General features: G+C 39.0%; 12 protein-coding genes. All 12 read right to left on the reverse strand.

The features are described from left to right. Nucleotides 1-98: 98 nt before the first annotated feature. Nucleotides 99-1,238, reverse strand: a complete 1,140-nt coding sequence (gene lldD / locus LT090_RS09290; RefSeq protein WP_068545526.1) for an FMN-dependent L-lactate dehydrogenase LldD — start codon at nt 1,236-1,238, stop codon at nt 99-101. Between the two features lie 29 nt (nt 1,239-1,267). Further along, complete coding sequence (locus tag LT090_RS09295) at nt 1,268-2,116, reverse strand: fumarylacetoacetate hydrolase family protein (protein ID WP_068545525.1); 849 nt, start codon at nt 2,114-2,116, stop codon at nt 1,268-1,270. Nucleotides 2,117-2,178: 62 nt separating this feature from the next. Then, nucleotides 2,179-2,517, reverse strand: coding sequence for an L-rhamnose mutarotase (locus LT090_RS09300; RefSeq protein ID WP_068545524.1), 339 nt, complete (start codon nt 2,515-2,517; stop codon nt 2,179-2,181). Between the two features lie 10 nt (nt 2,518-2,527). Beyond that, on the reverse strand, nt 2,528-3,907 hold the full coding sequence (fucP, locus tag LT090_RS09305; RefSeq protein WP_198360659.1) for an L-fucose:H+ symporter permease: 1,380 nt from the start codon (nt 3,905-3,907) through the stop codon (nt 2,528-2,530). Between the two features lie 46 nt (nt 3,908-3,953). After that, nucleotides 3,954-4,730: an SDR family NAD(P)-dependent oxidoreductase gene (locus tag LT090_RS09310; RefSeq protein ID WP_068545523.1), complete on the reverse strand. Its 777-nt coding sequence runs from the start codon at nt 4,728-4,730 to the stop codon at nt 3,954-3,956. A 27-nt stretch (nt 4,731-4,757) separates the two neighbouring features. After that, complete coding sequence (locus tag LT090_RS09315; protein WP_068545522.1) at nt 4,758-5,588, reverse strand: amidohydrolase family protein; 831 nt, start codon at nt 5,586-5,588, stop codon at nt 4,758-4,760. Nucleotides 5,589-5,599: 11 nt separating this feature from the next. Beyond that, nucleotides 5,600-6,622 (reverse strand): aldo/keto reductase, encoded by a 1,023-nt coding sequence (locus tag LT090_RS09320; protein WP_068545521.1) that lies wholly within the window; start codon nt 6,620-6,622, stop codon nt 5,600-5,602. 53 nt (nt 6,623-6,675) lie between these two features. After that, nucleotides 6,676-7,869, reverse strand: a complete 1,194-nt coding sequence (locus LT090_RS09325; RefSeq protein ID WP_068545520.1) for a UxaA family hydrolase — start codon at nt 7,867-7,869, stop codon at nt 6,676-6,678. Next, nucleotides 7,869-8,171: a UxaA family hydrolase gene (locus LT090_RS09330; protein ID WP_068545519.1), complete on the reverse strand. Its 303-nt coding sequence runs from the start codon at nt 8,169-8,171 to the stop codon at nt 7,869-7,871. Before LT090_RS09330 ends, LT090_RS09325 begins: the two co-directional genes overlap by 1 nt. A gap of 198 nt (nt 8,172-8,369) precedes the next feature. After that, nucleotides 8,370-10,142, reverse strand: coding sequence for a bifunctional protein-serine/threonine kinase/phosphatase (locus LT090_RS09335; protein WP_068545518.1), 1,773 nt, complete (start codon nt 10,140-10,142; stop codon nt 8,370-8,372). Between the two features lie 65 nt (nt 10,143-10,207). Then, a complete protein-coding gene (locus LT090_RS09340; protein ID WP_068545517.1) occupies nt 10,208-11,677 on the reverse strand; it encodes a NarK family nitrate/nitrite MFS transporter in 1,470 nt (489 codons plus the stop codon). 348 nt (nt 11,678-12,025) lie between these two features. Next, complete coding sequence (locus LT090_RS09345; protein ID WP_082897089.1) at nt 12,026-13,249, reverse strand: alginate export family protein; 1,224 nt, start codon at nt 13,247-13,249, stop codon at nt 12,026-12,028. Nucleotides 13,250-13,297: the final 48 nt, after the last annotated feature.

Below are 13,297 nucleotides of genomic sequence, written 5' to 3' on the forward strand. Positions count from 1 at the left end.
AACTAGGAAATTAATATTCTGTAAATGAAAAAAAGCGCCATAAAATTAATTATAGCGCTGGTTTATTTTTTCTTATCACTTCTTTATACAAGTCTGTATTAAAATGACTGCATCAATAATTCTTGATTAATATCAGCGAGACTATTCGCGCCCGTTAATGTCATTGCTACGCGCATTTCCTTATCATACAGGTCGAGTAGATTTTCTACTCCCGCTTGGCCTTTAGCGGCTAATGCGTAAATAAATGAGCGGCCCAACATAGTATGATCGGCGCCTAATGCAAGCATTCGCACAACATCAAGACCAGAGCGAATACCAGAGTCAACAATGATCTTCATATCCCCTTTGACCGCATCGGCGATTGCAGGTAAGGCTTTTGCCGACGACATAACACCATCTAATTGACGGCCACCGTGATTAGAAACAACGATACCGTCCGCGCCAAATTTTGCAGCATCTTTGGCATCATCTACATCTAAAATGCCCTTAATCACAATAGGCCCATCCCAGAAGTCTCGTATCCATTCTAAGTCTTTCCAAGATATAGAAGGGTCAAAATTACTGCCTAGCCAACCGATATAATCTTCTAAATTAGTTGCTTCGCCGCGATAAGCCGACACATTACCTAAATCATGAGGTTTACCAAATACGCCAACATCAAACGCCCATTTAGGGTGTCGCATCGCTTGATAAATACGGCGCATCGAAGCAAAAGAACCACTCATCCCTGAATGCATATCGCGATAGCGTGCACCTGGGATTGGCATATCAACAGTAAAAACTAGAGTTTTAACCCCAGCAGCTTTCGCCCGCTCTAAGACATTTTTCATAAAACCACGGTCTTTAAGCACATATAGCTGAAACCACATCGGCCTTTGTATTGCGGGCGCAACCTCTTCGATCGGACAAACAGAAACCGTCGACATGGTAAATGAAATGCCTTTTTTTTCTGCAGCCCTTGCCGCTTGAACTTCCCCTCTACGAGCATACATCCCTGTTAAACCGACAGGTGCTAATGAAATAGGTAGTCTCATTTTTTCACCGAAAATGTCGGTAGATAAGTCTAGCTCAGACATATCATTTAACACACGCTGCTTTAACCCTATGTCAGCTAAATCATCAACATTACGTCGAAGTGTATGTTCAGCATAAGAACCACCATCAATGTAATGAAACAAAAATGGAGGCAAAATTTTCTTAGCCGCATCGCGGTAATCACTTGGGGACGAGATGATCATTTAAGGTTCCTAATCTTTACTAACTCTAATTATGCCTTGTAACGTTCTACAGTTTGCTGTTGAACACCCAAACCATCGATACCTAGACGCATAACATCGCCTTCTTTTAGATATTTTTGAGGAGTCATACCAAAGCCAACGCCAGGTGGGGTACCAGTACTGATGATGTCACCTGGTTGCAAGCTCATAAACTGGCTGATGTAATGTACTAAAAATGGTACTTTATATACCATAGTATTGGTACTGCCATCTTGAACTCTCTCGCCGTTTAGTTCTAACCAAATACCTAAATCGCCAGTATCTTTAACTTCGTCAGTGGTCACTAAATAAGGACCGATCGGACCGAAAGTGTCACACCCTTTACCTTTACACCATTGACCTTCACGTTCAATTTGGTATTCACGTTCAGATAAGTCATTGATAACACAGTATCCAGCAACATGATCTAATGCATCTTCTTCAGATACATATCTAGCTTCCTTACCAATAACCACACCTAGCTCAACTTCCCAATCTGATTTTTCTGATTTTGGCGGCATAAGAACCGTGTCATTTGGGCCAATAATTGCTGAAGTAGCTTTCATAAATAATACTGGCTCAGATGGAACATCCATACCTGACTCTGCAGCATGATCAGCGTAATTTAAGCCAACACAAATAAACTTTCCAACGTTGGCTACAACGGCACCTTTACGCACGTTATCAGCAACTACCGGTAGTGACGACAAATCAATTGCTGAAATTTTTGCAGCCATATCTTGCGACAAAAAATCGCTATCAATGTCGTTAACATGGGCTGATAAGTCACGAATTACACCATCGTTATCTAAAATAGCAGGTTTTTCCTGACCTAAATCACCTACACGTAATAATTTCATTTTTCTAATCCTATTTACATTTGTTTAATTAGTTTTTTAAATTGTGCCTAGCTAAGCAAAATTTAAAGAGTAAAAATTTTATCCATTAACAACCATTTTTCATTGCCTTTAGCCCAAGGTAATTGCTGTTGAAATGTCCACATTAAATCTTCCCAAGCAACAACTTTAGGGTTATTTTCATCGGACTTTTTCTTATCTTCGAATGAAAATGAGTCATTAACTTCCATGATCATAAACAAACGATTTCCAACCAGATAAATATCCAATAACTCTATTCCTGCCCCTTTGATACTATCGATAATCTCTGGCCATACATTACTAGCACTATGGTGCTTTTTATATTCAGCTATTAAGTTTGGATCATCTTTTAAATCTAAAGCAAAACAATGTCTTGTGGTCATATTATAAGTCTTAACTTGGTATATGTTGCTGAGAGCGTTTGCCGTATAAAGCGATAACTACAAAGCAAATAAATGGTAAAACGAACGAAGCTTTGGTTGCTGAGAAACTATCAAATACAACATTCATATCGATAATAGTTGCTTGCGCCATAGGTAAGAATGTACCACCAACGATCGCCATGATAAGGCCAGCTGCGCCCAATTTCGCATCTTCACCAGTACCAGTTAACGCAATACCATATATAGTTGGGAACATTAATGACATACATGCTGATATACCGACTAAGGTATACATCCCCATAATACCATCTAAGAATATCGTCGCAGCTGTAAAGCACATGCCGCCGGCAGAAAGAAGCATCAACAACTTACCAGGGTTGACATATTTCAATAAAAACGTACAAATAAAGCGACTTAAACAGAAAATCACCATGGCATAAATGTTAAACGTCTGTGATTTCGCCTCCGCTGCTTGCTCAGTCATCCCAAGCTCCATAAATACTTCAGTGCCGTAATGAATAATGAACGTCCAACACATAATTTGCGCGCCAACATAAAACATTTGAGCGATTACACCTTCGCGGTAGTTTTGATTAGCAATTAATCGCTTAAACGTACCTGTTAAATCTACCCCTTCAGACTTAGCACCTGTTCTTGGCATTGTCTTAAAAGCAATAACAGCTAAAACAAACAATACAACAACCCCTATTGCTAAATACGGATCTCGTATTACTTCCAAATCATTTGCAGTAATTGCTGATAGTTGTTCTATCGCCTGTTGTGAACCATCTGCAGCCAACTCTCGACGTTCAGCATCACTCGCAGGGTTCAATTTTTGAATTATAAACTGAGTGGCAACAAACATACCTAATAGAGAGCCTACAGGGTTAAAGGCTTGTGCTAGGTTTAATCGTTGTGTTGCAGTTGCCGCAGGTCCCATTGAAAGCACATAAGGGTTAGCACTTGTTTCTAAGAATGATAAACCACAAGTCATCACGAAAAAGGCGATTAAAAAGTAGGTAAATGATTGAGCGCCAGCTGCTGGTAGAAACAACAAAGCCCCCAAAGCATAAAACGCAAGTCCAGTCATTAAACCAGCTTTGTATGAGAATTTTTTAATGAAAATAGCGGCAGGAATCGCCATTACCCCATATCCACCGTAAAAAGCGACTTGAACCCAAGTGCCCTCTGCTGCTGACATTTGCAGTACTTTTGAAAATGCCTTAACCAAAGGATTGGTTATGTCATTAGCAAAACCCCACAACGGGAAACATAATGTCACTAAAATAAATGATATTAAATATTTTTTAGGGATCAATTCAGGTGACGTTGAAGGTGTGTCCTTTAGCATACTGCTATCGTCTTCTACTTTTAATGTTTGCCCAGTCATGGAGTTATCTCTCTTCTTATTATAATTTTTATTTTTTAATAGAAACTTAATTATTAAGGGTGACGAAACCACCATCAATCGGGAAGTTACTGCCAGTTATAAACGCAGCATCATCAGAACATAAATAACTAATTAACGCAGCCATTTCGTCAACCTTACCCATACGCCCAATTGGCTGACTTTTTGATAATTTTGTAAACACTTCTTCTTGATTATCCGGATAGTTTTTTTCAATAAAATTATCTACAAATGGAGTGTGTACTCGACCAGGTGAAATACAGTTACAGCGAATTCCATCGTTAATGTAATCGCGAGCAACTGAATAAGTCATTGTTAATACAGCGCCTTTACTCATCGAGTAGGCAAATCGGTCTTCAATACCAACAGATGCCGCTATTGAGGCTAAATTCAAGATAACTCCCGATTGTTGTTTCTTCATCGATCCAATCACTGAGTGCATCATGTTGTATGCGCCCTTTACATTGACGTTGTAGATCCGATCTAAATCATCTTCTGTTGTATTTTCTAAATTTCCAACATGAGCGATACCAGCATTATTAATAAGAATATCAATTGGGTGTTTATCCAAAATAGACGCTACTACTTCACTTACTTGCGCATTATCAGCAATGTTACATTGGTACACACTTGCTTCTGCACCAAGTTCTTCTATTGTTTGTAATGTGGCATTGGCTGCTTCAATATCTAAATCAACAATAATGATATGGGCACCTTGCTCTGCAAGTTTTAACGCTGTGCTTTGACCAATACCGCTGCCTGCTCCTGTGATTAATGCAAACTTTCCTTCAAACTTACTACTCATCTTAAAACCTATTGTATTTATTTTTTATTAACAATCTATTGTGTAAAAATTTTGTGCTGTTGTTGCCCAAATACTTTGTTGTTCTTGCGCTGTCAAAGGTAAAACAAATTTCTCGACTTGTTTAACCCATTGGTTGTAATCGCTAGCCAGGTTTATCACAGGCCAATCACTCCCCCACATCAGTCGTTTAGAGCCAAAACACTTCAACAAGTGATGCATATAAGGCGCAATCGTCGATAATTCTGGTTTTTCGCCAGCCTCAGTAACTAATCCTGAAAGCTTGCAATACACGTTAGCGCTGGCAGCAATAACCGCCATTTTTTCATACCAATCAGCGGTTTCACCACTTTCAATCTCGGGCTTTGCGCCATGATCAATCACTATGTTTAATTCGGGATAACGATTACTTAAAGTAATAATCACATCCAAATGCTTAGGTAGTACTAATGCATCAAAAGTTAAATCCTTACTGATCAGCTTTTCAAAAATCGGGGCAAATTTGGGGTTTAAAATCCAGTTAGCATCATCGATATCTTGCAGCATTGGTCTTACTCCTTTAAATAAGGAATTTTGACTAAAACGTTGCAAATCAATTAAGCCTTGTTCGCTTTCGAAGTCTACCCAGCCAACAACTCCAGCAATAAAGTTATGTTGCTGTGCAAGCTTTAACATAAAATCAGTTTCTTGTGTTGTTGCTGCGGCTTGCACCAATATTGTTTTGGTAATTTGTGCCTGTTTCAAAAGGGGCTGTATATCAGTAGGCAAAAAATCTTTGTACAATAACTGCAAATCTGGTGTAAGCCAGTCGTAGTCACCGCGGCTCACTTGCCAAAAGTGTTGATGAGAATCAATTCGCATTTTTCTTCTCTTTATTTACCAGAAGGTACTGGAGCATCAAGAGACAATAAGCCATTTGTTTTTAACTCAGACCAGAACTCACTTGGAATAACATGTTGCATTTGTGCAACCGTAGTTTCAACTCTACTGGCAGAGCTTAAACCAGGAATAACACATACTACACTAGGGTGCGCTAAAGGAAACTGCAACGCTGCTGCTGCAAGTGGTACATTGTAATTTGCGCAAACATCTTCAAATTTAGAAACCAAGCTAATGATCTCACGACTCGCCGGCTCATAGTTGTAATTTGGAGTCACACCTTGACGTTTCACTCCGGTCGCGAGGATCCCTGAATTATATGGACCCCCAAGTACGATTGAACTATTTTCTTTTAAACAACGCGGTAAGAAACTTTCTAGCGCTTTTTGTTCTAATAAGGTATAGCGACCAGCTAATAAGAAGCAATCAAAGTAGCCATGGTCCATTGCTTGTTCGCAGACCTCGTATTCGTTAACGCCTAAACCGATCGCTGAAACAAGGCCTTGTGAGCGAAGCTCGTCCATCGCTTTATATCCACCTTCCATTGCTATTTTAAACAACCTATCATGATCATCGCCATGAGTTACGCGACCAATATCATGCATGTATAAAATATCAATTTTCGAAAGCCCCAATCGCTGAAGGCTATGTTCGAATGAGCGCATAATGCCATCGTAAGAATAATCATATTTCGGTTCAAACGGCATTGGCGAACAAAAACCGTATTTATCTTCTGCTTTCGCGCATGGCTCTAAAATCCGCCCTACTTTAGTAGAAATAATATAATCACTACTGTCATATTCTCGTAATGCATCACCAACTCTGCGTTCACTTAAACCAAAACCATAATAAGGCGCAGTATCAAACTGATTAAGCCCTAATTCCATAGCTTTAGCGATACTATTTTGTGCATTTTCGTCAGACATAACATGGTATAAATTACCAAGTGTTGCGGCACCAAAACCTAATTCAGTTACGTTTAAGTTGGTGTTACCAATCTGCCTTTTATTAAACATGTATGTTACCCATTGTTTACTATTCTTTTTCTATAGTCTTATTACTAAATCGGTTATCTAATCGTTGGTAAACATGAAGGACCAATCGCATCAAATCTTTTATAGGTAATTATACTTTCTTGATGACCTAACGCTTCCGATTTAGATTGTTTGCCACTGGCAAGATCTTTAACCAGTTCAAATATTTCATCACCTACTTGGGCTATTGTCGCATCTCCGGTGATAACTTTACCGGCATTAATATCCATATCTTCAGTAAGATTTTTATAGGTTTCAGGGTTTGCACATATTTTAATTACTGGTGATATTGCAGATCCGACTACCGACCCTCGGCCAGTCGTAAATAAGGTAATGTGTGCTCCAGAGGCTACCATTTCCATTATTTCAGCACTATCTGCAATATTAGGGAAACCAAATATTGGTGTATCGTCCGGTACAACATCCATTAAATACAGACCACCTTGTTGGGGAATATCACCAGGTTTAATTAAACCATGTATTTTTGAACTGCCAGATTTTGCGTATGCACCCATTGATTTTTCTTCTTGTGTGGTTAATCCACCTTCAGCATTACCAGGTGCAAAACTACCATATCCCATTTGGGTATAGTAATTTTCGGCTTTTTCAACCGACTTCATAATTTCTTCGCCAAGTTCTGGTGTAATAGCACGTTCAGCCATGATTTGTTCACAGCCAATTAGTTCACCGGTCTCTTCGAAGATACACGCAGCACCTTGCTCAATTAACGTATCAAAACAGTGACCGACTGCAGGATTTGCACCAATACCACTAGTGCCGTCTGATCCTCCACAAATAGTACCTATAACTAATTCACTGGTTTCCATCGCAACAACAGGTGCTTGAGCCGCGATAGCTCTCAACTCTTTCACTTTTTCTAAGCCAGCTTCTATAGTCGTTCTTGTACCACCAGATTTCTGAATGACTAACGTTTCAACAGGACGTTGGCTGTCTTCTATTGTTTTTGTCAATTGCTCGCGATTAAATCCTTCACAACCTAAAGAGACATTTAAAACGCCAGCGATATTAGGATGAGTGCATAGCTGTTCCATTAGCTTTAGAGAATATTCATTAGGGTAACAACCTTGAAAACCAATCAAGTGAACGTCATCTGTACCACTTTGATTGACAATTTCTCTGGCAACGTGGTGCGCGCATTCAACCAAGTAGGTAACCAATACGATATTACGTATTCCTTTACGTCCGTCAGCTCTCAGATATCCTAGCATTATGCTTCTCCGCTTTTGTTTTGACGTGTATGACTTGCTATATAATCACTTTTCATATTGTGCATATGTATGTGTTCCGCAAAGTTTATATTGCTAACTGTCGAGCCAATTGGCGCACCATATTTAATTATTTTCTCGCCAGACTTAAGGTTGTATCTAGCAATTTTATGACCAACATCAATGTTAGTATTAAGCGCGACAGAGATACCTTCTAAACAAACTTCCGTGCCTGCAAGTACCCGTTCACAACAAACGAATACGTTATCTTCATTACCGAGTAATACAAAACGACTATCTAGCATTTAAATTAAACCTTTATACAAAAATTATTATTGTGAGAGACACGCAGCAGAGCGTTTCTATGTATTATATGATTTAATCATCTAGATAGAGTAAGTGTCAATACTTAATTTGTATTTTTATATATAAAACATACACAGGATATTTTTCTGATAAATTGAGCAGGTTAGAAAAATGTTAAAGTGTTTAAGGTTGCTATATTATGCTGCGATAGAAATAATTAAAGAGATAAACAAAGCCAATGAAATACCCTGCCAGAATTTAACAGGATTGCGCTTTAATATCGGTTGCTTCTTATATTCCTCAACCGCTGTTAGATTGGGCTTTTTCAAGTCAACTTCTAACTCTGAAAACGCTTGATACCTTAATTTAGGATCTGGCTGTGTACATTGCATAAGGCTCAAATCAAGCCATAAAGGCAAGTCTGGTCGAAACTGTTTTATACTACGATATTGCCATTGCTGATATTCTGTTTGAGTTATTGTCGCAGTTTTCATTGGTTTAAATGGAAGCTCACCACTAAGCATTTCATAACAAATAACGCCCAGTGAAAATAGATCGCTAATGTTATTCGCTTTTAATTCTAACAAGGTCTCTGGAGCAATATAATTCAGTGAACCTTGCGGCACAGTTTCGGTAAGGGTTTCATTATTTTCGTCTAAAGAAGCGATAAGCGCTGTGCCATAATCGATAAGCTTTACACTGCCATACTTGTCGATCATGATATTGTCAGGTTTTAGATCTCGATGCACTAACTCTAAGCGTTGGAATGTTCTTAACGCTGAAACAATTTGACTAACAATTTCTCTAACTTCTGAAATATTCGGCTTTGGATTATCAAACATCCACTCTGTTAATGTCTGTCCTTCTATATATTCACAAACATGGTAAAGGAAGCGACTATTCTTTTGATCGCTCTTTACTCTCATTACATTGCAATGATTTATCCGCTCGCCTACCCATGCTTCCCGCATGAACCCTTGCAGATAAATAGCATCTTGCGCAAAATTTTGCGACGGTATCTTAATTACCACTGGCGAAGTTTCACCTTCATGCTCAGCTAGGTAAAGGTGAGATCGAGTACTGGCATGAATTACTTTAACTATTTTGTAACCATCAAGCTTATGACCAACATTTAATGCAGGCGGTATACGGCGGCTCAACAAGTTACGTTCAATTTCTTCAGCCTTGCGATTAGGTGTAGCTTTTACAAAAACCAATAAACAACTTACATTGTCATCACTGCCATTGGCAATCGCTCGTTGAACAATACTTTTACTGACTTTTTCAAGCTCCTGCTCACTAGGCTGTGACGTTAACCTCGATAGCTTTTGCTTAATGCATTTTGCTGATACAAAATCGTGCACTCCGTCACATGTTAATACATATACATCACCAACATGAATATCAACTTGGTGAACATCGACTTGTAATCGAGAATCTGCTCCTAACGCTCGTGTTAAGATGGCGCTGGTAGCGCCTTGTTTACGATTATGATCGTTAGTGATGGTTTCAAGCAGGTTGTTTTTAAAAACGCTGATGCGTGTATCGCCTAAATGAAATAGGTAACCCGTTGAAGATTTAGCTATAAACGCCGAAAAGGTTGTCAACCATTGCTGTGCCTGCCCTGTTGAATTGTCGGTCTGAGAATATAACCATTGATTTAAGCTAGTTAAAACTTTGGCTGCTGATTTCTGTGTCGACCATGTTGCAGGGGTTGAGTAATATTGTTCAATAAACTGAGTGACAGCAATTTGTGCAGCCTCTGCCGCTTTCGAAGCACTCGATACACCGTCAGCAATAGCAGCAACGACCCCCTTCGAAGATAACTCATTGTCGTTAGGCGTATATGCAGCAAAAGCATCTTGATTTTGAGATTTTTTTCCAGCACAAGAATAACCACCAAAGTTCAACTGCAATTGCGCAGTTGAACTTTGTTGATGACTTACAGTGACATCTTCATTTATTGACATGCTTGTTCCATTTTCCTGAATAGACGTAATTTAAACAGCATGATTTTTATTCCCATATATCTGTATTAAGACACACTAATTAGTTCAATTGAACCATCTTCTTTTACTTCTGTAATGGTTCCTTGAGGCTCTTCCATAAACATTAAGGTAATGAAACCAACCACTGCAGTAGCTGCAATTACTAAGAAGAACTGCTGATAACTTACCATAGAAAGAACGGTCAAATATACCACAGCGCCAACGTTACCATAAGCACCTGTCATGCCGGCAATTTGCCCGGTTAAACGACGTTTGATCAACGGTACTGCAGCAAATACCGCACCTTCACCCGCTTGAACGAAGAAAGAACAAGCCATTGCAGCAATTACCGCTAACGCTAGTGGCCAACTGCTATCAATCGCAGACATGGTTAGGTAACCTGCTGCTAAGCCTGCAGTTAAAATCAATAAGGTTTTCTTGCGACCAAACTTATCGCTGATCCAGCCTCCACCAGGTCGAGACATTAGATTCATAAAAGCATAAAGAGAAGCTAATAAGCCAGCATAAACCATATCTAAACTAAATACGTCAGCAAAAAATAGCGGCAACATAGAAACCACAGCCAGCTCAGAGCCGAACGTGGCAAAATACAACACATTGAGTACAGCAACTTGCTTAAATTTATATTGGTGAATTTCAGGGACAGGCTTTTTAAATACGTGACCATTAACCTTATATGTTTGCTTTACTTCAAATAGAAATAACAGCACTAAACCGATGTATGCAACTATCGCTGTTTGTTCTGTTAACAAACTAACGCCATTTGGTGAAAGCTTCCAAGTAAGTAACGCTAATGCACCATACATTGGAAGCTTCATGATTAATAGTAACCAAAAGTCACCTTTACTTGTAACTTCCATTGCACCAGTTTGTTTTGGTTTAAAATACGTTGAGCCCTTTGGTGTGTCATTTACGTTAAAATACCAAATCGCACTAAATAATAAGCTCATTAAACCGGTTAAGCCAATCGCATATCTCCAACCATCTTCTCCGCCAAATAACAACGCAATCGCTGGTAAGGACATTGCACCGGCTGCAGAGCCAAAGTTGCCCCAGCCGCCGTATATACCTTCAGCTGTGCCAAGTTCATTGGCAGGAAACCATTCACTTACCATACGGATACCGATAACAAAACCAGCACCAATAAACCCTAATAGGAAACGGGAAATTGCTGCCTGTTCAAATGAATCAGCCAGGGCAAACATAAAGCATGGAATACTACAAAAGGCGAGAACACAGGTAAACGTAATCTTAGGTCCATATCGGTCGGTAAGCATCCCTATAATCACACGAGCCGGAATGGTCAATGCGACGTTAAGAATTAATAGTGTTTTTATTTCACTAGCCGATAACCCTAAGCTATCTCCTATTACAGCAAGTAATGGTGCATGGTTAAACCAGACCACAAAAGTAATAAAAAATGCCATCCAACTCAAATGAAGAGTCTTCATCTTCCCGGTAAAGGACAGCAGCTTAAAGCCTGCTTGTTCACTCATAACTAACTCCAAAAAATTATTAAAATTTTAAAACTAGTTATTACAAAGCAATGCTGGTGCCAACAAACCAATTAGTAATTACTTGTTTATAAACATAAACTTAAGACTCTTTAGACTAATCAACTAGGTAGGCTGTTGCACTTATAACGACCGGGCGCACAAATTAAGTGCAGTTTTTTAGTGAAAATAAATTCGCTATTTACTAGAAGGTTTCCAATAAACAACGAATTTATTCAGGTTGGATATCATAAAGTACACGATTGATAATGTTTAAAGAACAAATTATCTATATATGCTCATCTAGGTCGAACATCGTAAACTTTAGATTTCTTGGTTTATTTACTCGAATTAGAAACGTGCTCCTACCCATAACCAAACTTTATCGGTATCTACTTTACCAGCCGCATCATCGCCTGCAGAATACGCCGCAAATTTGATCCCGCCATTAAAATAAGTCGCAAACTTGGTTGCATATTGAACGTTTAATTCAGAGCCTAAATCATCAATACCATAGCCATCATCGTTTGCACTAAAGTCATGCAAGGCTACAAGTACACTTCCACCAAGCAATTTAGTACTAGCACTAACATAAATATCATTTAAACCAACAGTTGGCGTACCCAAAAATTGATCGCTCCAACCGTTAAACTTATGCAAAGTGGCTAACGGTGTTGAGAAACCGTATTGACCATCGTCACTGCCTAGTGCCTCTAGCCCTATTTTGAAATTAAACTTACCAAGGGCGATACCACCTTCAACGTTAATGTAATCGGCATCATATTCACTCGCTCCCGTTTCACTGGTTTGCGTCGCATATTCAAAACGGTAATTAACGTCATTTGAGAACAGTTTCCCTTTACCATCTAGGCTAACACCGAACGTATCTAATGCATTATCTGTGTCTTGGTCCACTTCAAGTAAGTAACCGTAACCCGTTAACTTACCAAAACCTAACTTATAGCTAGCATTAATTAAATGGTCCATTGACTCAATATCTTTGCTTTCCGCAAAAATACGGTTACGTTTGTTGATGTAAGCATAACTGGCACTTAATTTGTCATTGCTATAGTTAAAACTCACACCATCAAAGGTTTGCTTGTCCTGACGCCAGCCGACATGACCGACAAATCGATGACCATCAAACGTAATAACTTGTCGCCCTACTTTTGCAGTAATGCCCTTGCCTTTATATTGAATAAACCCTTGATCAAGCTCCGTCGTATTTGGATCGGCAATAACCGAGTACTCAGTGTTATTACCAGTGGCATCGTTATAATCCTCAACATCATTAACATCACGTGAATCTTCAAATTCAACAACCGCCGATAAACCATTGAAATTTTTGGTTTGATAATGAACTAAGGTACGCAACGTTAATGCTTCTGCATCCTCTAACGCATTGTCTTGCTCAACGGATTCAAAGCGCAGGCGAAAATCGACGAACGATTTGCTTGTGTTGGCTGTTGCCTCAGCAGCGACAGCAGTAGTTGAAATAAACGGTACGCTAGACGCTAACGCGCATACCGCAAATAGTGATTTATTATTATTGTTAATTATATTTTTGAGTTTCATTTTATTTTCCCTGAAAAAAATTATTATCTGTTTAATTTACATTCGATA

Source organism: Thalassotalea crassostreae, assembly GCF_001831495.1.
Classification (GTDB): Bacteria; Pseudomonadota; Gammaproteobacteria; order Enterobacterales; family Alteromonadaceae; genus Thalassotalea_A; species Thalassotalea_A crassostreae.

Bases quoted from the DNA above. Each gene is read 5' to 3' on its own strand.
- lldD (WP_068545526.1), bottom strand. From the start codon at position 1,238: ATGATCATCTCGTCCCCAAGTGATTACCGCGATGCGGCTAAGAAAATT.
- LT090_RS09295 (WP_068545525.1), bottom strand. From the start codon at position 2,116: ATGAAATTATTACGTGTAGGTGATTTAGGTCAGGAAAAACCTGCTATT.
- LT090_RS09300 (WP_068545524.1), bottom strand. From the start codon at position 2,517: ATGACCACAAGACATTGTTTTGCTTTAGATTTAAAAGATGATCCAAAC.
- fucP (WP_198360659.1), bottom strand. From the start codon at position 3,907: ATGACTGGGCAAACATTAAAAGTAGAAGACGATAGCAGTATGCTAAAG.
- LT090_RS09310 (WP_068545523.1), bottom strand. From the start codon at position 4,730: ATGAGTAGTAAGTTTGAAGGAAAGTTTGCATTAATCACAGGAGCAGGC.
- LT090_RS09315 (WP_068545522.1), bottom strand. From the start codon at position 5,588: ATGCGAATTGATTCTCATCAACACTTTTGGCAAGTGAGCCGCGGTGAC.
- LT090_RS09320 (WP_068545521.1), bottom strand. From the start codon at position 6,622: ATGTTTAATAAAAGGCAGATTGGTAACACCAACTTAAACGTAACTGAA.
- LT090_RS09325 (WP_068545520.1), bottom strand. From the start codon at position 7,869: ATGCTAGGATATCTGAGAGCTGACGGACGTAAAGGAATACGTAATATC.
- LT090_RS09330 (WP_068545519.1), bottom strand. From the start codon at position 8,171: ATGCTAGATAGTCGTTTTGTATTACTCGGTAATGAAGATAACGTATTC.
- LT090_RS09335 (WP_068545518.1), bottom strand. From the start codon at position 10,142: ATGTCAATAAATGAAGATGTCACTGTAAGTCATCAACAAAGTTCAACT.
- LT090_RS09340 (WP_068545517.1), bottom strand. From the start codon at position 11,677: ATGAGTGAACAAGCAGGCTTTAAGCTGCTGTCCTTTACCGGGAAGATG.
- LT090_RS09345 (WP_082897089.1), bottom strand. From the start codon at position 13,249: ATGAAACTCAAAAATATAATTAACAATAATAATAAATCACTATTTGCG.